Origin of the sequence: Microbispora sp. ZYX-F-249, assembly GCF_039649665.1 — a bacterium.
Lineage (GTDB): Bacteria > Actinomycetota > Actinomycetes > Streptosporangiales > Streptosporangiaceae > Microbispora > Microbispora maris.
Window position 1 is genome coordinate 1 of the sequence record NZ_JBDJAW010000026.1, and the last position, 22,481, is coordinate 22,481.

The window sequence follows — 22,481 nt, forward strand, 5'->3', positions numbered from 1 at the left end:
GAGCGGAGAGCGTGGGATTCGAACCCACGAGACCGGTCACCCGGCCTAGCGGTTTTCAAGACCGCCGCCATCGTCCACTAGGCGAGCTCTCCCCGGCGCCCCGCGCTGGAGGCGCCACGCAGCAGCCTAGCCTCTCACTCGCGGGCACGTGACCGCGACCGCGAAAGAGATCATTCCCGCCCTTTCGATCGCCTACAGGTGGTCGGGAATCTCGGAGAACCTGCGCTCGGACAGCGCCTGCGGGCCGGCGAAGCCGTCGCCCACGGAGGCGGCCAGGCGGAGGTAGGCGTCCCGGGTCGTCTGCTGGAGCCGGTCCAGGTCGATCTCCGCGCCCTCCTCCAGGTGAGGGTCGTACGGCACGCGGACCACGGTGCGGCAGCGGGCGGCGAAGTGGGCCTCCAGCTTGTCGAGGTCGACGGTGGACTTCGACCGGGGCCGTACGCTGCACAGCACGACCGTGGCGGCCCGGACGAGGTCGCCGTAATGGTGCGCCTCCAGCCAGTCCAGCGTGGCCGAGGCCGCGCGGGCGCCGTCCACGGACGGCGAACTGACCAGCACGATCTGATCGGCCATGCCGAGCACGCCCGACATGGCGGAGTGCAGGAGACCGGTGCCGCAGTCGGTGATGCAGATGGAGTAGAAGTTCTCCAGCACCTGCGCCACCGCGTGGTAGTCCTTGGCGCTGAACGCCTCCGACACCGACGGGTCACGGTCCGACGCCAGGATCTCCAGCCGTGAGGGCGTCTGCGAGGTGAAGGCCCGGATGTCGACGTACCGCTTGATCTGCGCACGCTCGTTCAGCAGGTCGCGTACGGTGGCCGCCGTCTCCAGCTCGACCTTGTCGGAGAGCGTTCCACGGTCGGGGTTGGCGTCGACGGCGATGACACGGTCGCCGCGCACCTGCGCGAGCGTGGCGCCGAGGCCGACGGTCGTCGTGGTCTTCCCCACGCCCCCCTTGAGGCTGAGCACGGCGACCCGGTGGTGGCCGGTGGCGACGGGCGTGCGGGCACGCTGCACGAGTTCACGGCGCCGCCGCACCTCCGGGGCCTCGCCCGGCTTGATCAGTCCGGCCGACGCCTTGTAGACCAGCCGCCGCCAGCCCGTCGCGGGGGTGTTCCTCCGCCCTCTCAGCAGGGTGACCGGGTCGAGGCTGTCAGCCGTCGGCTTGGACCCTGCCGCCTTCGACCCTGTCGTACGCGCCGGCGAACTGAAGGCGGAGGCGGGAGGAGCCGGACGGCGCGCGGTCTGGTACGCCTCCCGCTCCGCCACCGCATCCCGTTCCACCGCGGGCGCCTGCTCGGGTGCGGGGCTCGGTGCCGACGCGCGCTCGGGCGCGGGTGGCGGCACGGGCGTGGGCGCGGGCGTGGGCACCGCGACAGGACCCGGCTCGTACGGCTTCCGTTCCTCGGCGGCCAGGTCCTCCCGCAGCGAGCCCGTGAAACGGTCCTCGGTGAAGTCAGACGCGGTCTCGGCCCGCGCAGGGCCGAAGGGCCGCTCAGGGCCGAAGGGCCGCTCAGGGCCGAAGGGCCGCTCAGAGTCGAAGGGCCGCTCAGGGCCCAATGGCCGCTCAGGGCCGAAGGGGCGTGCGGGAGGCTCCTCCGGCTCGGCGGCGTGTTCCTGCTGTGCGGGCGGCACGGGTACGGCCGGCTCCAGCCAACCCCGCAGCGGCTCCTGCGACGGGGACGGGGACGACTCGCCGGAGGCCGGTGGGGCGTAGCGCTTGACGGACTCGCTGCCGGAGAAGGTCCTGACGTTGTAGGAGTCGGTGTCCACGGGGGAACCGGGGATGACGCCGCCGAAGCCCCGTTCGCCGAACAGGGGGGCGGTGAAGGGCGAGGAACCGCCCGGCGGCGGGATGGGATGGCCGTCGTCGTCCGGCTCCTGGTCGCCGCTCGGGGACTCCGCCGTCGCCTCCGAAGGCTCCGGCTTCGCGTCGGAAGACGGACCGAAGGACGTCGCGAAGGAGGACCCGGCCGAGCGGTCCTGCGCCTGTCCGTAGGACGACTCGGCCGCCGGCTCGTAGGACGACTCGGACGGCGAACCGTAAGAGGACTCGGACGCCGAGCCGTAGGACGTTTCGAAGGACGGGGCGCTGACGGGGCCGGTCGACGCGGCGGACGTCTCCGAGCCGAATGCGGTGCCCTCCGGGGACGTCTCCGAGCCAGATGCGGGGCCCTCGTCGGCTGCCTCCGAAGCGGCCGGCGCGTCCTCGCCCTCCTCCGAGGACGAGGGCTGGGGCCTGGTCACGAAGACCGTGTCACCGAAGCCCGTGTCGCCGAAGGCCGAATCACCCAGGCCGGTGTCACGGAAACCACTGTCACCGAAAGCCGTCTCGCCGTAGCCCGATTCGGTGCCATACGCGGACCCAAATTCGGACTTTTCATCACTTTCATACCCAAAGCCGCCCAAATAGCCGCCGAAGGCGGACTCCCGGATGGGACTGGTGGCAGACGCCTCGGCGGCCTCCGAGGCCTCGTGGGTCTCCGCGTCCTCCCGCGACGGGGCGCCGTACGCGGAGCCGGTCGCGCTGTCGGCGGCGCCGCGAAGCAGCCCGCCGGAGGCGGGCTCGGACGGGACGAGGCTCCAGGGGTCGGCGGGGTACGGGGAGGCGGACTCGGGGTCGGCGGGCGGCGGCTGTGGAGAGGCGAGGGTGGCGGAGGTGACCGCGCTGACCGCTATCTCCACCTCGTCGGGCATCTCCTTGATCGCGTCGAGCCACGCGAGCTGGTCCTCGAGAGAATGGGGATCCTCACGATCATGTCTCGCCACCGTGTACCCCCTCGGGCTGGGCTAATGGGGTAGCAAACACATTGCAGATTAGCGCCACGTAACCCGGTGAATACGGGCAACCGCCGAGTTCTCCGCCACGCTACTTTAGGTCACATGCGTGCGATAGTGATTTCCGAACCCGGCGGACCTGAGGTTTTGGCCTGGCAGGAAGTCCCCGACCCGCGTCCCGCCGCAGGTGAGGTGGTCATCGACGTCGCCGCGTCGGCCGTCAACCGGGCGGACCTGCTCCAGCGCCGCGGCTTCTACCCGCCGCCGCCCGGCGCCTCCGAGATCCCCGGGCTGGAGTGCTCCGGAGTGATCATAGAGGTCGGGGAGAACGTCCCGCACCTCGCGCCGGGCGACCGGGTCTGCGCCCTGCTCGCGGGCGGCGGGTACGCCGAGCGGGTGGCGGTCCCCTGGCAGCAGGTGATGCCGGCGCCGGAGGGAATCTCGCTGGAGGAGGCCGCCGGCCTTCCCGAGGTCGCCTGCACGGTGTGGTCGAACGTCTTCATGACCGCCCGCCTGAGGAAGGGCGAGACCCTGCTCGTCCACGGCGGCGCGAGCGGCATCGGCACCATGGCCATCCAGCTCGCCAAGGCGTACGGCTCCCGCGTGCTGGTGACGGCGGGGTCGCCCGAGAAGATCGAGCGGTGCCGCGAGCTGGGCGCGGACGAGGCCGTGAACTACCGCGAGGAGGACTTCGCCGAGCGGTTCGAGGGCCGGGCCGACGTCATCCTCGACATCATGGGCGCCAAGTATCTGCCGGGAAACCTGAGTGCCCTCGCCACCGGCGGGCGGCTGGTCGTCATCGGCATGCAGGGCGGCACGAAGGGCGAGCTCGACCTCGGCGTGCTGCTCGCCAAGCGGGCGGCGGTCCACGCGACCGCCCTGCGCAGCCGGCCAGCCGACGACAAGGGCGTGATCTGCCGCGGCGTCGTCGACAACGTCTGGCCGCTGGTCGCGGCCGGGTCCGTACGGCCCGTGGTGCACGAGCGGATCCCCCTCGACCAGGCCGCCCGCGCCCATCAGGCGCTCGAAGAAGGGGAACACGTCGGCAAACTCCTGCTGGTCAGGTGAGTTAGGTTGGATCGGGTCGGGAGTGCCTGACGACGCCGCCCCGTCGCACGGCAGGGCCGTGGTCCGGCAGGCACGACCTGGCACGGTGTGCCCCAGCGGAGCGAATTCAGGAGTTGTAAGCGATCGATGAACGCAGACGAGAGCACGCCGCAGATCGTGGTCGTGGGGCCGCAGGGCCTTTCGGTCTCCGGCGGCAACGGTAAGGGCGAGCACGAGGAGCGGTCCGTCGCCGACCTGGTGGAGCAGCCCGCCAAGGTGATGCGGATCGGCAGCATGATCCGCCAGCTGTTGGAGGAGGTGCGGGCGGCTCCTCTCGACGAGGCCAGCCGCAAGCGGCTCAAGGACATCCACCAGAGCTCCATAAAGGAGCTCGAGGAGGGCCTGGCTCCCGAGCTGGTGGAGGAGCTGGAGCGGTTGTCCCTGCCGTTCAGCGACGAGAGCGACACCGCGCCCAGCGACGCGGAGCTTCGGGTCGCGCACGCCCAGCTCGTCGGCTGGCTGGAGGGCCTGTTCCACGGCATCCAGACCACGCTGTTCGCCCAGCAGATGGCCGCCCGGGCGCAACTGGAGCAGATGCGCCGCGCACTCCCCGGCGGGATGGGCCAGGCCGCGCAGGACGACCAGGGCCACCGCGCGGGCGGCCCCTACCTCTAGACCCCCCGAACGCGCTGACTCAGAACAGGGTCTCGAGCACGACCGCCACACCGTCGTCGTTGTTGGCCGCCGTCACGTGATCGACGGCGGCCAGCACGTCGGGGTGGGCGTTCGCCACGGCGTACGAGACGCCGGCCCAGGTGAGCATCGGCAGGTCGTTCGGCATGTCGCCGAACGCGACCACCTCCGCGGGCTTGATCCCCCGCTCCTCGGCCAGCGTGGCCAGCGCCGTGGCCTTCGTCACACCGTGCGCGCTCATCTCGATCAGCGCCCGTCCGCTGGAGTGGGTCGGGGTCACGATGTCACCGACGATCTCCAGCACCCCGCGGTGCAACTCGTCGGGGTCCATCGAGGGGTGCTGCGCGAGCAGCTTGGCGCACGGCCGGGCCGTCAGTGCCGAGATCGCCAACTCCCGGCCGAAGGACAGCTCCCGGGCGTCCCACCCGCCCAGCGGATAGTCGGCCTCGTGCGCGAAGCCCCCCTCGTACTCGACGGAGAACGTGAGATCCGGCACATGCCGCCGCAGGCGGGCGACGCACTCCTCGAGGACGTCGGACGCGATCAGGTGCGACTCCACGATCTCCTCGGTGTGGAGGTCGTACACGAGCGCGCCGTTCGCGCAGATCGCGAGCCCGCGGTGCCGTACGGCCCCCGCGACGGTGTGCATCCACCGCGGCGGCCGGCCGGTGACGAAGACGAGGGTGCCGCCCGACTCCTCCACCCGGGCGAAGGCGGCGGCCGTACGAGGAGAGATCGTGCCGTCGGTGCGCAGAGCTGTGCCGTCGAGGTCTGTGGCGACGAGGCGGGGGCAGGTCATGACAGGTTCCAGTGTGCACCGAGATATGCCATGGCATGTCCTCGGCCACCCCCCGGGCGAGAAATCTCCTCCAGACGTGGAACACCAACGGGCTACATAGTGTTAGATGTGAAGGCGTTGTATTAGCTGTTCCCGTAGCGAAAACCAGTTTGACTGTATGAGCCACCCGGGGAGCTGTGCGACACACCCGGGGTCCACGAGGTGTGGTCCCCAAGATTCACTTCCTTAGGGAGAGCAGTAATGGCTCAGGGAACCGTCAAGTGGTTCAACGCTGAGAAGGGCTTCGGCTTCATCGCACCGGACGGCGGCGAGCCCGACGTGTTCGTGCACTTCTCCGCGATCACGGGCAGCGGCTACCGCAACCTGGAGGACGGCCAGCGGGTCGAGTTCGAGGTCATCGCCGGTCCGAAGGGTCCGCAGGCTTCGAACGTCCGCGGCCTCTGACCTGACGTGACGGAAGGCGGGGCTCGCCTGGCGAGCCCCGCCTTTCGCATGTCCGGGAGTGTCCGGACAGGGCAGAGCGGCGCCTGTCCCGGGGTGTCCGGACAGGGCAGAGCGGCGCCGACGGGCCCCGCAGCCTGAGCGGGGTCCTACCCGCACGAGAGCCGGGCCCGGGCGGCCGCGAGGGAGGTCGCCCCGTACACGCGAAAGCCCTCCGCGCATGAAAGTTTCACTCGCGAGGCCTTCCCGGCGCGCAAATCCCGTCCGAACTGAGAGATTTACATCACACCTGACGGCCCTACCGCCAAGGGCCGCGTTTCGCACTCTTTGGGGCTTTCCGACATCAGAGCCGGCCGGTGCCCGCGCGAATCGCCGCGGCCAGGACTTTCTCACGATGAGACACGAAGACCTCCGGACCCGGCGGTCGCCCGCCGCGCCGGAGGTCCTCCGCGCAGCCCGCTATCGGGACAGCGGCTCCAGGACGTCGAGCCCCACGTACGGCCGCAGCGCCTTGGGCACGACCACCGAGCCGTCGGCCTGCTGGTGGTTCTCCAGGATCGCCACGATCCAGCGGGTGGTCGCGAGCGTGCCGTTGAGGGTGGCCACGTGCTGCGGCTTGCCGTCCTCGTCCCGGAACCGCACCTTCAGGCGACGGGCCTGGAAGTCGGTGCAGTTGGAGGTCGAGGTCAGCTCGCGGTAGCGGCCCTGCGTGGGCACCCAGGCCTCGCAGTCGTACTTGCGCGCCGCCGACGAGCCGAGGTCGCCGCCCGCCACGTCGATCACGCGGTAGGGCAGCTCGACCTTCTCGAGCATCTCCTTCTCCCAGGCCAGGAGCCGCAGGTGCTCCTCGTGGGCGTCCTCGGGACGGCAGTAGGAGAACATCTCCACCTTGTCGAACTGGTGGACGCGGATGATCCCCCGGGTGTCCTTGCCGTACGACCCGGCCTCGCGCCGAAAGCAGGACGACCATCCGGCGTAGCGGAGCGGCAGCGACGCCCGGTCGAGGATCTCGTCGGAGTGGTAGGCCGCCAGCGGCACCTCGCTGGTGCCGACCAGGTAGAGGTCGTCGGCCTCCAGCCGGTAGACCTCGCTCGCGTGGGCGCCGAGGAAGCCGGTGCCGGCCATCGCCTCGGGCTTGACCAGCACGGGCGTGATCATCGGCGTGAAGCCGGCCTCGACGGCCTGCTGGATCGCCATGTTCAGCAGCCCGAGCTGGAGCCGCGCGCCGACGCCCTTGAGGAAGAAGAACCGGGCGCCGGAGACCTTGGCCCCGCGCTCGGTGTCGATCGCGCCGAGCAGCTCGCCCAGCTCGACGTGGTCGCGGGGCTCGAAGTCGAAGACCGGCTTCTCGCCGACCTCTTCCAGCACCACGTAGTCGTCCTCGCCGCCGGCGGGCGCGCCCTCCTCGACGATGTTCGGCACGGTCATGAGCAGCTCGTCGAGCTCACTCGCCAGCGCGGCGGCCTCGGCCTCGGCCGCCTTCACCTGCGCGGCCAAGTCCTTCGCGCGGTCGAGCAGCGCCTGGCGCTCGTCTCCGGACGCGCGGGACACCGACTTGCCGATGCTCTTCTGCTCGGCGCGCAGCGACTCGAAGTTGTTGAGCGCGGCACGGCGGCGCTCATCGAGCGACAGCAGGGTCTCCACGACCGAATCGTCCTCGCCGCGGACGCGCTGCGACGCCCGGAGCCGGTCAGGGTCCTCACGAAGGGTTCGCAGGTCAATCACGGCTCAAAGGCTACCGGAGCCGGTGTGGCTTCCGCCCGTCAAGCGCGACCGGCGCGGATCTTCGTGAGCCAGTCGGCGGCCTCGGCGAAGTCCGCGTCCGCCGTACCCTCCTTGATCTGGGTGGGAAGCCGGTCGGCGCGCGGGTAGCTGCCGAGGAAGCGCACGTCGTCGCAGAGCCGGTGCAGGCCGGCCACGGCCTCCCCGACGCGGGCGTCGGCGATGTGACCCTCGAGATCGAAGTGGAAGAAGTAGCGGCCGATGCCGTCCCCGGTGGGACGCGACTCGATGCGGGTCAGGTTGACCCCGCGGACCGCGAACTCGCTCAGCATCTCCAGCAGCGCGCCCGGGTGGTCGTCGCGGAGGAAGGCCACGAGCGAGGTGCGGTCGGCTCCGGTGGGCTCGGACAGCCGCCCCGGACGGTTCACCTTGATGAACCGGGTGACGGTGTCGGAGCGGTCGCCGATGTTCGAGGCGATCGCGTCGAGCGCGTAGTACTCCCCGGCGATGGCCGGGCTGATCGCCGCGTCGTACGGAGACTCGGGAGAGGCGACCTCCTGCGCGGCGGCGGCCGTCGAGGACGCCGCGATCACCACGGCGCCGGGCAGCTCACGCTCGATGTACCCACGGCACTGGGTGTGGGCCGCCGGGTGCGTGATGACCCGCTTGATCTGCGCCAGCTCGGTGCCGGGCCGCACCAGCAGGGAGAACTCGACCGGAAGCAGCCACTCGCCGGTGATGTGGAGCGGCCTCCCCCCGGCCAGCTCGTCGAGGGTCTGAGTGATCGCCCCCTCCACCGAGTTCTCCAGCGGGACGACCGCGCCGTCCGCCTCGCCGTCGCGGGCGGCGTCGAGCGCGGCTCCGACGTTGGCGCAGGGCAGGCGCTCGGCGTCCGGCTCCAGGAGTCGCAGGGCCGCCTCACAGAAGGTGCCCTGAGGCCCCAGGTACGCGAGCTTCGACATGTCCTCAAGGGTATCCGCAGGTTGGTGTGGCGAGCATGCGAAAAACACTCCCTGTGGACAACTCCGCGGGTCCGCTTGCCCTGTGGACGGCCCGCGTCGGCGCTGGTCAGCGGGAGGCACCAGGCGCCGCCGGAAGACACCGTGCGCCAGCGGAGGGCGCGGAGCGTCACATGAGCAACGCAGTGCGTCAGCAGGAGACCCGGTGCGTCTGTGAAAGGCACCGTGCGTCAGCGAGGGACGCGGTGCGGCTCGGCCTCGGGTCCGATGCCGAGTCTCGCGGCCCACACGGCGTGCTCCTCCTCCGGTGACAGCGGCTGCACTCCCTTGCCCCCGTGTACGGCACGGGCGTACGTGCGGGTCTCGGTGCGTCCGTTGATCGACGTCAGCACGATTCCGTCGCCGAAGCCGTTGATGAGCGCGACCGAGAACGACAGCCTGCCGGTCATCTCGTCGAGCGCGTCGTACCGGTACAACGCCACGTCGCGGATCGCCCTGCTGTCCACCCGGCCCTCGACGGAGGCCCGCCGGGCGAGGACGTCCAGGCACTCCCGCACGCTGCGGCGGGCGGTCCGCAGCGCGATCAGGCCGACGGCCACCCCGGTCGCACCCGTCAGGACACCGGCCATCTCCACAACGGTAACCAGCACGGCACCGAGCGTAATGAGTCGGTCAAGGCGCCGCAGCGGGAACGGCGACAGCGGCCCGTCGTCGCGGCAACCAGAAACCGAGGAGCCAGACCAGGCCGATCGCGCCGAGCCCGAACGCGTTCTGCACGATCTTCCCCGCGACCGGGCTGATCACGGGGATCTCCAGCGCCTTGAGCGCCACCCCCCACCACGGGATGGGCAGCACGTAGTACAGCCACACGCCCGCCGCGACCAGCAGCCGGACCGGATCGCGCCCGGACCCCGCGAGGGCCGCGAGCACGACCACGACCCAGGCGATGTGGTGGATCCAGGCCACCGGCGACAGCAGCACCGCCATCAGCCCGGTGAGCGCCACCGCGGTCGTCACGTCGCCGTCCAGGTGCGCCCGGCGGGCCCGGCGGAAGCCGTACCAGCCGATCACGGCGACGGCGGCGAGCCAGGCGACCGAGGTCAGCCAGTCAGGCAGGTAGAGCCTCAGCAGCATGCCGCGCAGCGACTGGTTGGTCGTGGCGGCGTTGGCGCCCAGCCGCTCGGAGTCGAGCAGCGCCCCGAACCAGAAGTCCCGGGCGTCGTCGACGATCACCAGGAACGGCAGCAGCGTGAGCAGGGCGGCCGTGAACACCGCCATGAGGAAGGCCCTGCGCTGCGCCGTGTCGCCCTCCCGGGGCGGGAACGCGGTGATCGCCAGGTAGACGAGGAACACGCCGGGGGTGAGCTTCACGGCGGTCGCGAGGCCGATCAGCATCCCGCGCGGCCACCACGGCCTGCGCGCCACGCAGTCGAGCAGGCACAACGCCAGGAGGAACAGATCCACCTGGCCGAACCTGAACTGGTCCCTGATCGGCATGAGATACGTGCACGCGACGCACAGCACGGCGAACAGCAGCGGCGCGGCCAGGGCGCCGCGCACGCCGTCCAGGAAGGCCCGGAAGGCGTGCCGGACGGTCACGGCGAGGACGGCGACGATGGCGATCGTCCACACCCACTGCGCGACCGGCCACGACATCAGGGCGAGCGGCACCGCCAGCATGGCGGCCACCGGCGGGTAGGTGAACGGCAGCAACTGGGGAGCCGGCGTGATCACGTCGTAGACGGGCAGGCCCCGCAGCAGCGCCCAGCCGCCCGTACGGTAGACGTCCAGGTCCACCAGACGCTGGTCCTCCGGGTTGGTCAGCCAGTAGGCGATCAGCGGCGCGGCCGCGGCGGCCACCGCCACGAGTGCGAGCGCCCATGCCCAGGCGGGCCGGCGGGCCCCGGCGATCCGGCCAGTCGTCATGATTAGGCAGGTTACCGTGGAGGACCGCGGCCACAGCGTCGTCGATCATGAGGGAGCGCGGAACAGTGCCACCTGGTTCAGCACCGGCTCCGGCGGGCCCGGCGATCCGGGCCTCCGTCCGGCCGGGTGGCCCGGCGTGGCCCTCGAACACGGCCCGGGCCGCCACGGCCGGGCGACGGCGCCCGCCGGCCGTGCCCGGCCTTCCCGGCCTTCCCGGCGCCCTGCGTGGGGCGTTCGCGGCCGTCCTCGCCTCGCTGCTGATGCTTCTCATCGCGGCCCTCGTCCTGCCCGCCGCCCCCGCGTCAGCCGCGGAACAGGCCGCCATCGCGAGACAGGCCGCCGCCGCGGGACAGGACACCGCCGCAGGACAGGCCGCGGTGACGGGCCGGGTCGTGCTGATCGGGGTGCCCGGGCTCCGCTGGGACGACCTCGACCCGCAGCGGACCCCCGCGCTGTGGGATCTGGCCGGCCGCGGCTCCGGCGGGTCGCTGTCCACGAGGGCCGTCCCACCCGAAGGGTCGTCCGTGACCTGCCCGGCCGCCGGATGGCTCACGGTGTCCGCCGGCCAGCGGGCGAAGGCTCCCGGCACCGGCTGCGCGCCCCTTCCCGAGCCCGTCACCGCCGCCGGCGGCGCGGCGACGATCCCGAACTGGTCCGAGCTGGTCGCCGTGCAGCAGGCCAATCCCTTCAAGGCCCGGCTCGGGCTCCTCGCCGACGCCGTGACCGCCGCCGGAGGACGGATCGCGGCCATCGGCCCGGGGGCGGCCCTGACCGCCGCCGAGTCCTCCGGCAGGGTCGCGACGTACGCCGCGACGCCCGCCGCGACGCCCGACCTCACGCCGTACGCCCTCGTGGTCGCCGAGGCGGGGGGAATCCCCGGCGCCGGAACCGGGGTGCGGGCGCGCCGGGAGGCCGTGAGCGCGGCCGACCGGGCCGTCGCGGAGGTGCTCGCCAAGGTGCCCGCCGGTTCGACCGTGCTCGTGGCGGGACTGTCCGATTCCGGGTCCACCGCCCACCTGCACGTCGCGATCGCCGCGGGCGGGCCGTACGGGCACGGGTGGCTGACCGCCGCCTCGACCCGGCAGCGGGCGCTGGTCACGATCACCGACGTCACGGCGACGGTCACCCACCTGCTCGGTCTCCCCACTCCCGAGGGCGCGGTCGGCAGGGCCTGGACGGGCGACGGCGCGGCGCCGCCCGTGACCGACGCGGCCCGCGAGCTCGCCGACGCCGACCTGGCGAGCCAGATGCTCAGGGAGGTCAGGGAGCCCTTCTTCATCACGCTGGTCGTCGCGCAACTGATCTTCTACGCCCTGGCCGCGATCGTGGTCAGGCGCCACCGGCGGATGCTCACCACCACGCGGGTGGTGGCTACGGTCAGCGGCGCGCTCCCGGTGTCGATCTTCCTGGCCCAGCTCGTGCCGTGGTGGGGCTTCGCGCACCCGATGCCCGCCCTGCTCGGCACGATCCTGGCCTTCGCCGCCCTGGTGGCGGGGCTCGCGTTCGCCGGGCCGTGGCGCCGCCACCTGCTGGGGCCGCCGGCCGTGGTCGCCGGGGTCAGCTCGCTCGCGCTCCTCGCCGACGTGGTGACGGGCTCGCGGCTGCAGGTGAACGCCGTGGCCGGGTACGAGCCCGTGACCGGCGGCCGGTTCTACGGCTTCGGCAACATGGCCTTCGCCGTCTACTCGACGGGCACGATCCTGCTCCTGGCGGCCGTCGCCCACGCGCTGCGCCGCCGGCCGAGGCTCGCCGTGGCCGTCTGCACGGCGTACGGCCTGCTCGCGATCGTCGGGGACGGCTGGCCGACGTGGGGGGCGGACTTCGGCGGGGTGCCGTCGTTCGTCCTGGGCGTGGCGGTGTGCGTGCTGATGGCCGCGGGCGGGCGGGTGTCGGTCCTCCGGCTCGGGCTGGTCGCGGTGGCGGGGGTCGTGCTCATCGCGCTGATCGCGGTGCTCGACTGGCTGCGGCCCGCCGACCGGCGCACCCACCTGGGGGCCTTCGTCCAGCAACTCGTCTCCGGCGAGGGCAGTTCGGTCGTCGGGCGCAAGTTCGCGGCGATGCTCCACACGCTGGGCAACCTGCCGCTGACGCTGCTGTCGCTGGTCGCGCTGGCGTTCCTGTTCCTCGTGCTGGCCCGGCCGTCGCGGTGGGGCGCGGCCGCGCTCAGCCTGGCGTACGAGCGGGTCCCGGAGTTGCGGGCCGGGCTGATCGGCGCGCTGACCGCGGCGTTCGCCGGGTTCCTGATCAACGACTCGGGGATCGCGATTCCGGCGATGGCCCTGACGGTCGCGGTGCCGCTGGCGCTCGCGGCGTCCGTACGCGCCCTGCAGACCGCGCCGCCCACCACAGCAGCGCGATCGTCAGCGCCAGCAGGAGCGACGGCGCCACCCAGGCCCTGACGACGTCGACGAGCCATCCCAGGTCGCGCGGCTGATCCGCCTGGCGCGCGGGCAGGTAGGCCAGCGAGAGCACGGCGAGCCGGGCGACCAGGAACGCCTCCAGGCCGGGCCAGGCGACCAGGGCCAGCAGCGCGAACCCCAGCCCGTCGTACCACGGCAGCGCGTACGGCGTGGCGAACAGCCAGGCCACGGCGACGGCCAGGGCGACCACCGGCCCCTCACGGTCCGCCTCCGGACGTCCCCGGAGCAGGAGGACGGCGAGCGCGGCCAGCAGGAGCAGCGACCCGGCCTGGATCCACGCCCGGTAGGCCCCGGGACCGAACAGCGCCTGCAGCGCCCTCTGCGCGAGCTTCCACGGCGTGGCGAGCGAGACCGACTTGCTGGCGTTCAGCAGCTGGTCGAGCGCGTGGGGCCCGGCCAGCAGGTACGCCACGAGCGCGGTCAGCGCCGCCAGCCCGGCGACCAGGGCGAGCCGCCGGGGGTTCCTGCGCAGCTCCCACGCCGTGCCCAGCGCCACCAGGCCCACGGTGGCCTTGACCGCCACGCCCAGGCCGAGCGGCACCCCGCGGCGGGCGGCCAGCCCGGCCACGACGAACGCGATGGCCACGGTGTCGAGGTGCATCCCGGCCACGAGTTCGTAGACGACCAGGGGGTTGGCCGTCCACAGCAGGGCCGCGCGGCGCTGCCGTACGGGATCGCCGGCGGCGGCCCGGTGGAGCAGCAGGCCGGTGGCGATGAACGCGGCGGCGTTGACCAGGGCCATCACGAAGACCGTCAGCCGGACCGACTCGCCCCCCACGTGGCTCGCCAGCGCCTGCACGGCCGTCGCGACCGGGCCGTACACGCTGGGCGTCCTGGTCCACTCCTCCACCCTGCCGACGACGGGATCGGCGGGAAGGTCGGCGGGCACGGTCACGTACGGGTCGTGGGCGAGGGCCGCCATCCGGCCGTACGCCGCGTAGTTGAGGTGGTCGGCCGACCCGGAGGGCGGCAGGAACGCGAGGACCGCGGCGGCGGCGCACCCGGCGACGACCAGCGTGCGCGCCCGAGGCATCCGGCCGGGGTACGCGAGACCGGCGGCCAGGCCGACGGCGCCGAGCACGAGCGCCGCGGCGGCCAGGGCGACGACGAGGTGGCCGCCGGGCGCGAGGCCGAGGGAGTAGGGAGGCTGCCACGGCCGCCCGGGCAGTCCGGGCACCATCGCGGACGGCCCGAGGGCGCCGATCGTGATCGTGAGGAGGATCGACAGGCCGCCGGCGGCCGGGGCCAGCCGGGCGGCGGTCCGTGCGCGCCCCCGAGAATCCACCCGCAAATTCCACCACACCCCTGCCGTGATCTTGCATTTTGTCGCAGGGGTGGGGGATGAGCAGGGGCGCCACCCTCCGTGATCTTGCACTTTGTCGCAAGCACCGGCGTCTACCAGGGGCTATCCCCTTCGCGATCTTGCAACGGCCACGACCGCCGGATGCTCACCTGCGAGATCTCGGCAGCCGATCTTGCATCTCGCCGTGACAGTGCAAGATCACGCACACCATATCCGCAGGTGGGGGCACCCGCAGGCCACTTTCTGCATGATCACAAAGCTCATCAGCCCAGGTAGACGCGCTGCCTGCGACAAACTACAAGATCACGGTGTGGGGTTAGGGGCGGCGGAGGGCGGAGCGCGCCTGGCCCACGGCGGGCTCGCGGGCGGCGAGAGCCAGGCCGACGTCACGGAGCTGCCTGGCCCTGTGCAACTGGGAGCGCCAATCGGTGCCGGTCGCCCGGTGCGACATCTCGACCTCGACCTCGACCACCCGGAAACCCTTCCTGAGCAGGTCGACGGTGAGGCCGGTCTCGACGCCGAAACCGTGCGCGAGCGGCCGGCCCGCCTCGAACGCGGCCCGGGTGAGACACCGCTGCCCGTTGAGCGGCTGGGTCGCCTCCCAGCCGGTGAGCCGCTTGATGCCGTCCCGGGCCAGCCGTACGACCATGCCGTGCCCGCCGAGCTTGACCCTGGTCGCGAACGCCGCGATGGTCATGTCGGCCTCGCCGTCGCGCACCGGCGCGATCAACGGGAGGGCCGCCGCCGCCGTCTCGCCCAGGTCGGCGTCGAGGAACAGCAGGTGCCGGGGACGCTCCTCGTCGAGGAGGCGCACCGCCTCGGCCCCGCTCTCCATCGCCGCGGCCTTGCCCCGGTTGCGGCTGTGCCGTACGACCCGGGCGCCCGCCGCCCTGGCCACCCGGCCGGTCTCGTCGGACGAGCCGTCGTCGACCACGACCACGAGATCCACGCCGGGCAACTTCAGGGCGGCGGTCACGGTGGCGCCGATCCGGTCGGCCTCGTCCTTCGCCGGAATCACCACCGCGGTGTCCGGCTCGGGCACTGCCATTTCCCCCATGCGCCTAACCCTGGTGCTCGGCCGTGAGCAGATCGGCGGGCACCGTGTCGTGCACGGTGAACACCGAGTCGAGCCCGGTGACCTGCAGAATCTTGCGTACCGCCGGTCTCGGCGCCGCCACCTCCAGCGTGCCGCCCCGCTCGCGCAGCCGCTTGAGCGCCGACAGCAGCACGTTCATGCCCGTGGAGTCGCAGAACTCCACTCCGGACATGTCGATGACCACCCGGTCCGGCCCGGTCTCCAGCAGGCGGGTGAACTCCGCCTGCAGCCGGGGCGCGGTATATAGGTCGATTTCGCCGAAGACGGCCATGACGGCCTGACCGGCGTGGGATTGCGTCGCGACTTTGAGCTCCACGAGGCGCACACTAGCGTCGTCCCGGCCCCGGGTCACGTTCCATCGGATTCGTCGAAGAGTCGTCCGCCCTTTGTCCCCGATTCCGGCCCCATGTAAACGGCGAGTGCGCGAAGCTTGACGCTATGCGACACCGGCGTCGCCGGATGGAGGGCCCGGAACCTCCGCGTCTTGGTCGTCACTTCGCAAAGGAGGGCGGGCGCCGAGCACAGCGGGCCCGAGAGCAGATGAACACTGAGATACCCGAGGATCCCCAGCGCCGCGTGCTGCGCGAGCATCTGGAGACCATCCAGGTCCGCACCGAGAAGGCCTCGTCGTGGCGCGAGGCGGCCGAGCCGCTGCGCGGCCTGGTCAACCGCGAGGGGTACGTCCCGGTCAGCGCCCGGCTGGCGACCGAGGACCTCGATTTCCTCGCCGAGGCCCGCGAGGAGCTGCTGTGCTTCTCCGAGCTCGGCATCCGGCTGCTCGACCTGCATCAGCCCAGGGACGCGGGCGGCATCTCGAGCGACCCGGCGAACCCGATCCTGCGATGCCGGAGCTGCATGTGGCGCTGGCCGTGCCCCACGTTCCGGGCCATGGCGGAGGCGTTCGCCCCGCGCCGCCGTGAGGCCGCCCCCGGCATCCCTCCCTGGCGTGGCCAGCTGGAGCACCAGGGCGAACCGTGACCCCGCCGACCTGCGCTTTCTGGGGGCTTCACGCGGCGCCAAGCGCGGGCGAAGTCGTCGTTAAGCGGCCGCCATGGAGGCGCTCCTAACTTCCCCTGTGTAAGGGCCGGCGTACGGAGACGGACGCCGGCCGACACAGGAGAGGACCGCAGGGCCCGGACGCGGATGGGCTTTCGGGTCCCGGATGGGAAGAGTGTCATGAAACTGGTCTACAAGGTCCTGGCCTCACTGGTCGCCGCCGAGGTCGCCGTGCAGGCGATGATGGTCGTCCTCGGCGACGCCGGCCTGTTCAAGTACATCGAGCAGGGCGGCGTGATCGACAAGGCGACCGCGGAGAGCGGGGGGATCCAGTTCCCCGAATTCTTCGCCTTCATGGTCCACGGCATGAACGGGATGATGGTCATCCCGGTGATCGCACTGCTCCTGCTGATCTCCTCGTTCTTCGCCAAGATCCCCGGGGCGGTCAAGGGGGCCGCCCTCGTGGTCCTGCTCGTCGTGGTCCAGGTCTCCCTCGGCCTCCTCGGCCACCAGATCCCCGCCCTGGGCGCCCTGCACGGCCTGAACGCGCTGCTGCTGTTCAGCGCGGCCGTCCACGCCGCACGCCGCGGCCGCGGGGTGGAGGCGAGCGTCCCGGGCCGGTCGCACGCCCGTGTCGAGACGGTCGTCTGACGGCGATCCGATGGACAGGACTCGCCGTCGCGGCGCCCGGCTGCGCCTCGCCCTGGCGGGCGCCGCGACCATCGCCCTGCTCGCCCCGCCGGCCTGGCTCTGGCAGGACAGCCTCATGCCCGGTACGTACTCGGTGATGGACATGGGGTACCCCGACTACGGCGGCGCCCTGACCCACGTGGCCGGCACATCGGAGCACTCAGAGCACCCACAGCACCCACAGCATTCAGGCCACAGCGCCGGACACACCGGGCACGGCGCGGCGGCGCGCAGCCTGACGTCGTTGACCGCCGACCCGGACCGCGAGGCCGACGTCGCGATCACCCTGGTCGCCCGCGAGCAGCGGTTCCGGCTGCCCACCGGCCGCCCGGTGGACGGCTACACCCTGAACGGCACCTCGCCCGGCCCGGTCATCCACGCGAGCGTCGGGCAGCTGGTGCAGGTCCGGCTGGTGAACGAGTCGGTGCCGGGCGGCATCACGCTGCACTGGCACGGCGTCGACGTGCCGGGCGCCGCCGACGGAGTCGCCGGCGTCACCCAGGACGCGGTCGGCGTGGGCGGGTCGTTCACCTACCGCTTCGTCGCCGGCCAGGCAGGCACCTTCTGGTACCACTCCCACCAGGTCTCCCACGAGCAGGTGCGCCGCGGCCTGCTGGGCGCCCTCGTGGTCGCCCCAGAGCGCCCGTCCACCGGCGTCGTCGACGTCGTAGCGCTGATGCACCTCTACGACGGAGCCCGCACGATCAACGGCAGGGAGGGCGACGTGCGGACCGAAGCCCGCCCCGGCGAGCGGGTGCGCGTGCGGGTGATCAACACGGAGAACGGCCAGACGCCCGTATGGGTCGGCGGGGCCCCGTTCCGGCTCGCCGCCGTCGACGGCACCGACCTGCACGGGCCCGCGCCCGTGCGGGACACCGCCGTGCTGGTCACGGCGGGCGGCCGCGCCGACATCGAGGTGACCATGCCCGAGGACGGCTCGCCGGTGCGGGTCCACGTCGGCGGCCGGGCCGGCGTCGTGCTCGGATCGCGGTCGTACGACGCGCCCGCCGTCCCCCGGCCCGCGGTCACGCTCGACCCGCTCTCCTACGGCACGCCGGCGCCGCTGGGGCTCGATGCCGACCGGCCCGACCGGCGGTTCGACTACGAGATCGGGCGCCGCCCCGGCTTCCTGGACGGACGTCCGGGAGTCTGGTGGACGATCAACGGCCACATGTTCCCCGACGTGCCGATGTTCGTGGTCGCCGAGGGCGACGTGGTGCGGGTGCGCATCGTCAACGACAGCGGCGAGCCGCACCCCATGCACCTGCACGGCCACCACGCCGTGGTGCTGAGCCGGGACGGCGTACGGGCGACGGGCAGCCCGTGGTGGGTGGACTCGCTCGAAGTCGGCGCCGGCGAGACGTACGAGATCGCCTTCGTGGCAGGCAACCCCGGCATCTGGATGGACCACTGCCACAACCTGCCGCACGCGACCGAGGGTCTCGTCGCCCATCTCATGTACGAGGGGGTCACCACGCCCTTCACCGTGGGCGGGACCACCGCGAACGAGCCGGAGTGAGCCTCAGGCCAGCGGCAGCGTGATCTCGAAGCGGCAGCCGGGGCCCTCGTTGGCCACGCCGATCACGCCGTCGTGGGCCTCCACGATGCCGCGTGCGATCGCGAGGCCGAGCCCGGCGCCGCCGTCGGGGCCGGGCGTCCGGGCCGCCTCGCCGCGGAACGCGACGTCGAAGACCCGGGGAAGGTCCTCCTCCGGGATTCCGCCGCAGCCGTCGAGCACGGACAGGCGGGCGGTGGTCCCTTCGGTCACCGCCCGCACGACGACCGTTCCCCCGGCGGGCGTGTGGCGGATGGCGTTCACCACCAGATTGCGTACGGCCCGGCCGAGCTGCCCGGCGTCGGCGTGGACCGGGACGCGCGGGTCCGCCTCCCCGGTCAGCCGCACGCCCCCGGCGCGGGCGAGCGGCTCGACGGCGGCGAGGGTGTCCGCGACGAGGTCGCCGAGCCCCGTGCGGGTGAGCGTGGGCCGCAGTGCGCCCGCGTGGATCCGCGACAGCTCGAACAGGTCCTCCACCATCCCGGCGAGCCGGTCGACCTCCACCCTGATCTGGACGTGATAGCGCTTGACGGTCTCGGGGTCGTCGGCCACCCCGTCCTCCAGCGCCTCCACCATCGCCCGCATGCCGGCCAGGGGGGTGCGCAGGTCGTGGCTGACCCACGCGACCAGTTCGCGCCGCGCGCTCTCCAGCGCCCGCTCGCGCTCGCGGCCCAGCCGCAGCCGCTCGTACGCCTGCTCCAGCGCGGTGCCGATGGTCTGCAGCTCGGCCGGGAGCGGCGTGGGCGGCGGGACGAACCGGCCGGAGGGCGGCACGCTCTCCAGCGCGCCGACGAGGCTCCTGCTGGCGCGCACCACCGTCCGGGCGTTCACCAGCGCGACGCCGAGCCCCACCAGGCCGCCGATGCCGACGACGGTGAGCACGATGTTCTTCGGCCGCCCGTCGATGATCATGGCGAGCGTGATGGCGACCACCCCGGCCAGCGTCGCGGAGACCGTCACCGCCGCCACGACCGCGAGCATCACGCCGATCGACCGGCGGCGCAGGACCCGCAGCAGCGCCAGGCCGAGGGCCGCGATGACGAGGCCGAGCCCGGCGGCGACCGCGACGATCTGGACGATCACGACAGCGGCTCGTAGCGGTAGCCGACGCCCCAGACCGTCACGATCCGGTGCGGGTCGGTCGGATCGTCCTCGATCTTCTCCCGCAGCCTGCGCACGTGGACCGTCACGGTGGAGGAGTCGCCGAACGACCAGCCCCAGACCTGGTCGAGCAGGGCCGTACGGCTGAACGCCTGGCGGGGGTTGCGCAGCAGGTAGACGAGCAGGTCGAACTCGCGGGCGGTCAGGGTGATCTCCTTGCCGCCCAGGCGCACCTCGTGGGCGCCGACGTCGACCACCAGGTCGCCGTCGCGCAGCACGCCGGTGCCGGTGGGCACCAGCGCACCCCGGGCCCGCCGCAGCACGGACTGCACGCGCAGGGCCAGCTCACGCGGGCTGAACGGCTTCGTCACGTAGTCGTCCGCGCCGGTCTCCAGGCCGACCACCCGGTCCATCTCCTCACCGAGGGCGGTCAGCATGATCACCGGGACGGGCCGGCGCTCCCGCAGCTTCCGGCAGACCTGCAGGCCGTCGAGCTTGGGCAGCATCAGGTCGAGCACCATCAGGTCGGGCGGGTCGGCCAGCGCCCGGCGCAGCGCCTCGGCGCCGTCGCCCACGCACTCGACCTCGTGCCCGTCGCGTTCCAGATAGCGGGCCACCACCTCGGCGACGGTGGGGTCGTCTTCCACCACCAGGACGCGGGCGGGATTCTGGGAGGTTCTCGAGGAGGGCACGTCCCCCACGGTAAGTCCGCCGGGCGGCCCGGCGAAGCGCCGTCACCTCCCCGTAAGAACCAGTCGCGCGGCGGCCGTCGCGCGTCGGGGAGAACACGCACGTCGTGCACACGGCCGCCCCGCACGCCGCGGCTCCGCGTCAGGGCGCGTCCGGCGAGCCGCTCGATGGAGGCGAACGGCGCGTCAGGGAGACGACACTCCCGCCGTACGCAGGTCCACGATGCTCCGGCGCTCTCGTGCGGGAGGTGTCGTGTCGTCCAGGGGCGGCACGCCGATGGCCGTCATCGTGAGGATCCGCCAGCCGGGCCTGACGCCGAGCCGGGTGTGCAGCCCTTCGAGGTCGAAGGCGCGGAACTGCCGGCAGGACAGGCCCATCGCATGGGCCTGCACAGTCATATGGGCCACCGCCTGGCCGAGGTCGTAGTCGGCGAACTCGGAGTAGAGCAGGCCGCTGTCGTCGGTCTCGCGGTGGGCCAGGTTGACGACCAGCGCGCTGGCATCGGGCGCCCACCGGCGCGAGCTGCCGGCGAGGTGCTGCACGAGGTGCTCGTGCCCGTCCTCTCCGCGGCGGCGCAGGTGGAACGACCAGGGCTGCGAGTTACCGGCGGACGGAGCCCACCGGGCCGCCTCCAGCAGGGTCTCGACGTCCGAGCCGGACAGCCGATGGCGCGGATCGAAGCGCAGAGGACTGAAACGCCCACGGAGGGCCGGTGTGAGTTGCGGAAGGTTCATGCCTCAACCAGGGGGACCGGGTGGTGTGCGCCGTGCAGCCGCGCCAGGAACGCCGCGAGTCGGGTGATTTCGCGGTGATCAAGCGGAGTCTACGGCGCATGCGCTGCGGACAGCCGATGGGACCGGCCGGCGGAGGAGCCATGACTCTCTGTTGATGAACTGCCGCCGACCGCGATGATTCACGTGAAACCTCATGAATCACGGGTATGCGAACCGATTCTGACCAGGGGAGTGTCCGACAGATGCCGCCCGTCGCGAGCGAGGACGCATCACCAGGCGAGGATGAACGGACACGATCAAGCTCGCGGTTGTCGGGCCCACCGCGTACCTTGTGGCTATGGCCCGTATCGTACTGACCGTACTGGGGATCCTCCTGGCCCTCTGGCTGGTGTTCGGATTCGTGATCCCCGCCCTGTTCGCGACGCTGAAGTTCCTGCTGATCATCGGGATCGTCGCCCTCGTCGCCGTGGTCGCCGTCACCGTCGTCGGGAAGCTGTCCCGCTGACGTGAACGCGCTCCAGGCCGCCATCGGATCGCTCCTCTGGCTGCTGGCCGAGCCGGCCGCCGGGTCCCCGGGCCCCGGCGCGCTGACCGCGGTCGGGCTGGCCGGAGTGGCCGTCCTGGTGTTCGCCTGGATGCTCTCCCGGCTGGCCGGCGTCCCCGTTCTGCGTGAGGGGCCGGGCAGGCCGTCGTACACCGGTGAGACGGCGATGGTCAGGCTGCGCGATCCCGGCACGCCCGGCCGTCCCCGTCCCCGCGCACCATCGGGAAGCCCCGCGCTCGTCTGACCGGAGATCCGGTCGGACGAGCGCTTTCGTCATGCCCTCATCCACGGGCAACAGGTCACAGACGAAAGGCTTCCCATGTTCGACTTCGTGCTCGACCCCGCCTACCGGCTCATCGACGCGCTCAGCCACCTCACCGGCGCCGGACTCGCGATCGTCCTGGTCACCCTCGCCGTACGGCTGTCGCTGCTGCCGCTGAGCGTCCGCGTCGCGCGGGCGCAGCGGATCCGCATGCGGCTCGCGCCACAGGTGGACGGGCTGCGTACTCGGTGGAAGAACGACCCGCAGCGGCTCCTGCGCGAGGTCGACGCGTTGTACGCCAAGGAGGGCGTGGGCCGGTTCTCCGGCTATCTCCCGGCGTTCGCGCAGTGGCCGTTCTTCACGGTGACCTACCGGCTGTTCACGGCGGCCGTCGTCGCGGGCCACCCGAACCTGCTGCTGGCGCAGAGCGTGCTCGGCGTGCCGCTGGGGGAGCACCTCGCCGCCGTGCTCGCCGGGGCGGGCCTGGTCAGCCCCGCCGCCGGGGTGTTCGCCGCGCTGCTCGCGCTGCTCGTGGCCGTGGCCGTGATCGCCGCCCGCAGGGTCGAGCCCACCGCGCCGATGCGGCGTCTGGCGGTCCTGATGCCGTTCTGGACCGTGCTCGCCGCGGCCTTCCTCCCGCTCGCGGCGGGCGTCTACCTGCTCGTGAGCAGCGCCTGGACGACGGCCGAGCGGGCCGTGCTCCACCCCCGCGCGGCCTGACCCCG

At 72.3% G+C, this 22,481-nt stretch carries 21 protein-coding genes and 1 tRNA gene; 9 read left to right on the plus strand and 13 right to left on the minus strand.

The features are described 5' to 3' along the window. Positions 1–3: 3 nt before the first annotated feature. Both AAH991_RS26825 and AAH991_RS26830 read right to left on the minus strand, forming a co-directional pair. Positions 4–92, minus strand: a tRNA-Ser gene (locus AAH991_RS26825). 100 nt (positions 93–192) lie between these two features. Continuing rightward, entirely contained in the window at positions 193–2,769 is a 2,577-nt protein-coding gene (locus tag AAH991_RS26830) for a nucleotide-binding protein (RefSeq protein WP_346228684.1), read from the minus strand. A gap of 114 nt (positions 2,770–2,883) precedes the next feature. Here AAH991_RS26830 and AAH991_RS26835 point away from each other — a divergent pair, with 114 nt between their 5' ends. Further along, complete coding sequence (locus AAH991_RS26835; protein WP_346228685.1) at positions 2,884–3,846, plus strand: NAD(P)H-quinone oxidoreductase; 963 nt, start codon at positions 2,884–2,886, stop codon at positions 3,844–3,846. Positions 3,847–3,972: 126 nt separating this feature from the next. Then, entirely contained in the window at positions 3,973–4,500 is a 528-nt protein-coding gene (locus tag AAH991_RS26840; protein ID WP_346228686.1) for a bacterial proteasome activator family protein, read from the plus strand. 19 nt (positions 4,501–4,519) lie between these two features. Here AAH991_RS26840 and AAH991_RS26845 read toward each other — a convergent pair whose 3' ends face one another. Next, the gene (locus tag AAH991_RS26845) at positions 4,520–5,317 is read right to left on the minus strand and encodes a Cof-type HAD-IIB family hydrolase (RefSeq protein WP_346228687.1); all 798 of its coding nucleotides are present in this window, start codon (positions 5,315–5,317) and stop codon (positions 4,520–4,522) included. A 240-nt stretch (positions 5,318–5,557) separates the two neighbouring features. On the opposite strand from AAH991_RS26845, the gene AAH991_RS26850 reads away from it, so the two are divergent. Next, positions 5,558–5,761: a cold-shock protein gene (locus tag AAH991_RS26850; RefSeq protein WP_041952879.1), complete on the plus strand. Its 204-nt coding sequence runs from the start codon at positions 5,558–5,560 to the stop codon at positions 5,759–5,761. 456 nt (positions 5,762–6,217) lie between these two features. On the opposite strand, the gene serS is transcribed toward AAH991_RS26850, so the two are convergent. The 7 genes from serS to AAH991_RS26885 all read right to left on the minus strand — a co-directional run bounded on the left by serS (position 6,218) and on the right by AAH991_RS26885 (position 15,500). Further along, a complete protein-coding gene (serS, locus tag AAH991_RS26855; RefSeq protein ID WP_346228688.1) occupies positions 6,218–7,483 on the minus strand; it encodes a serine--tRNA ligase in 1,266 nt (421 codons plus the stop codon). Positions 7,484–7,521: 38 nt separating this feature from the next. Continuing rightward, positions 7,522–8,442 (minus strand): prephenate dehydratase, encoded by a 921-nt coding sequence (gene pheA / locus AAH991_RS26860; protein WP_346228689.1) that lies wholly within the window; start codon positions 8,440–8,442, stop codon positions 7,522–7,524. 227 nt (positions 8,443–8,669) lie between these two features. After that, positions 8,670–9,089 (minus strand): DUF4446 family protein, encoded by a 420-nt coding sequence (locus AAH991_RS26865; RefSeq protein ID WP_346228690.1) that lies wholly within the window; start codon positions 9,087–9,089, stop codon positions 8,670–8,672. Between the two features lie 22 nt (positions 9,090–9,111). Continuing rightward, the gene (locus AAH991_RS26870) at positions 9,112–10,365 is read right to left on the minus strand and encodes a glycosyltransferase 87 family protein (protein WP_346228691.1); all 1,254 of its coding nucleotides are present in this window, start codon (positions 10,363–10,365) and stop codon (positions 9,112–9,114) included. Between the two features lie 2,244 nt (positions 10,366–12,609). Then, positions 12,610–14,070, minus strand: a complete 1,461-nt coding sequence (gene mptB, locus AAH991_RS26875) for a polyprenol phosphomannose-dependent alpha 1,6 mannosyltransferase MptB (protein WP_346228692.1) — start codon at positions 14,068–14,070, stop codon at positions 12,610–12,612. A gap of 334 nt (positions 14,071–14,404) precedes the next feature. Beyond that, positions 14,405–15,145, minus strand: a complete 741-nt coding sequence (locus AAH991_RS26880) for a glycosyltransferase family 2 protein (protein WP_346228693.1) — start codon at positions 15,143–15,145, stop codon at positions 14,405–14,407. A 4-nt stretch (positions 15,146–15,149) separates the two neighbouring features. After that, positions 15,150–15,500, minus strand: coding sequence for an STAS domain-containing protein (locus AAH991_RS26885; RefSeq protein ID WP_030511009.1), 351 nt, complete (start codon positions 15,498–15,500; stop codon positions 15,150–15,152). Positions 15,501–15,724: 224 nt separating this feature from the next. Between AAH991_RS26885 and AAH991_RS26890 the strand changes: the two genes are divergently transcribed. From AAH991_RS26890 to AAH991_RS26900, 3 genes are all read left to right on the plus strand, one after another. Further along, positions 15,725–16,162, plus strand: coding sequence for a hypothetical protein (locus AAH991_RS26890; protein WP_346228694.1), 438 nt, complete (start codon positions 15,725–15,727; stop codon positions 16,160–16,162). Positions 16,163–16,360: 198 nt separating this feature from the next. Then, the gene (locus AAH991_RS26895; protein ID WP_346228695.1) at positions 16,361–16,831 is read left to right on the plus strand and encodes a hypothetical protein; all 471 of its coding nucleotides are present in this window, start codon (positions 16,361–16,363) and stop codon (positions 16,829–16,831) included. A 10-nt stretch (positions 16,832–16,841) separates the two neighbouring features. After that, positions 16,842–18,389: a multicopper oxidase family protein gene (locus AAH991_RS26900; protein WP_346228696.1), complete on the plus strand. Its 1,548-nt coding sequence runs from the start codon at positions 16,842–16,844 to the stop codon at positions 18,387–18,389. Between the two features lie 3 nt (positions 18,390–18,392). On the opposite strand, the gene AAH991_RS26905 is transcribed toward AAH991_RS26900, so the two are convergent. From AAH991_RS26905 to AAH991_RS26915, 3 genes are all read right to left on the minus strand, one after another. Next, positions 18,393–19,508, minus strand: a complete 1,116-nt coding sequence (locus AAH991_RS26905; protein ID WP_346228697.1) for a sensor histidine kinase — start codon at positions 19,506–19,508, stop codon at positions 18,393–18,395. Further along, the gene (locus AAH991_RS26910; RefSeq protein ID WP_182905073.1) at positions 19,505–20,218 is read right to left on the minus strand and encodes a response regulator transcription factor; all 714 of its coding nucleotides are present in this window, start codon (positions 20,216–20,218) and stop codon (positions 19,505–19,507) included. The genes AAH991_RS26905 and AAH991_RS26910 overlap by 4 nt, the downstream gene beginning before the upstream one ends. 183 nt (positions 20,219–20,401) lie before the next feature. Next, entirely contained in the window at positions 20,402–20,950 is a 549-nt protein-coding gene (locus AAH991_RS26915; protein WP_346228698.1) for a nitroreductase family protein, read from the minus strand. Between the two features lie 337 nt (positions 20,951–21,287). On the opposite strand from AAH991_RS26915, the gene AAH991_RS26920 reads away from it, so the two are divergent. The 3 genes from AAH991_RS26920 (at position 21,288) to AAH991_RS26930 (ending at position 22,476) form a co-directional block, all read left to right on the plus strand. Continuing rightward, a complete protein-coding gene (locus tag AAH991_RS26920) occupies positions 21,288–21,455 on the plus strand; it encodes a hypothetical protein (protein ID WP_346228699.1) in 168 nt (55 codons plus the stop codon). Position 21,456: 1 nt separating this feature from the next. After that, entirely contained in the window at positions 21,457–21,738 is a 282-nt protein-coding gene (locus tag AAH991_RS26925) for a DUF6412 domain-containing protein (RefSeq protein WP_346228700.1), read from the plus strand. Between the two features lie 75 nt (positions 21,739–21,813). Continuing rightward, a complete protein-coding gene (locus tag AAH991_RS26930) occupies positions 21,814–22,476 on the plus strand; it encodes a YidC/Oxa1 family membrane protein insertase (protein WP_346228701.1) in 663 nt (220 codons plus the stop codon). The last annotated feature ends 5 nt before the right edge of the window (positions 22,477–22,481 follow it).

Bases quoted from the DNA above. Each gene is read 5' to 3' on its own strand.
- AAH991_RS26835 (WP_346228685.1), top strand. From the start codon at position 2,884: ATGCGTGCGATAGTGATTTCCGAACCCGGCGGACCTGAGGTTTTGGCC.
- AAH991_RS26840 (WP_346228686.1), top strand. From the start codon at position 3,973: ATGAACGCAGACGAGAGCACGCCGCAGATCGTGGTCGTGGGGCCGCAG.
- AAH991_RS26845 (WP_346228687.1), bottom strand. From the start codon at position 5,317: ATGACCTGCCCCCGCCTCGTCGCCACAGACCTCGACGGCACAGCTCTG.
- AAH991_RS26850 (WP_041952879.1), top strand. From the start codon at position 5,558: ATGGCTCAGGGAACCGTCAAGTGGTTCAACGCTGAGAAGGGCTTCGGC.
- pheA (WP_346228689.1), bottom strand. From the start codon at position 8,442: ATGTCGAAGCTCGCGTACCTGGGGCCTCAGGGCACCTTCTGTGAGGCG.
- AAH991_RS26870 (WP_346228691.1), bottom strand. From the start codon at position 10,365: ATGACGACTGGCCGGATCGCCGGGGCCCGCCGGCCCGCCTGGGCATGG.
- AAH991_RS26880 (WP_346228693.1), bottom strand. From the start codon at position 15,145: ATGGGGGAAATGGCAGTGCCCGAGCCGGACACCGCGGTGGTGATTCCG.
- AAH991_RS26890 (WP_346228694.1), top strand. From the start codon at position 15,725: ATGAACACTGAGATACCCGAGGATCCCCAGCGCCGCGTGCTGCGCGAG.
- AAH991_RS26895 (WP_346228695.1), top strand. From the start codon at position 16,361: ATGAAACTGGTCTACAAGGTCCTGGCCTCACTGGTCGCCGCCGAGGTC.
- AAH991_RS26900 (WP_346228696.1), top strand. From the start codon at position 16,842: ATGGACAGGACTCGCCGTCGCGGCGCCCGGCTGCGCCTCGCCCTGGCG.
- AAH991_RS26915 (WP_346228698.1), bottom strand. From the start codon at position 20,950: ATGAACCTTCCGCAACTCACACCGGCCCTCCGTGGGCGTTTCAGTCCT.
- AAH991_RS26920 (WP_346228699.1), top strand. From the start codon at position 21,288: ATGGCCCGTATCGTACTGACCGTACTGGGGATCCTCCTGGCCCTCTGG.
- AAH991_RS26930 (WP_346228701.1), top strand. From the start codon at position 21,814: ATGTTCGACTTCGTGCTCGACCCCGCCTACCGGCTCATCGACGCGCTC.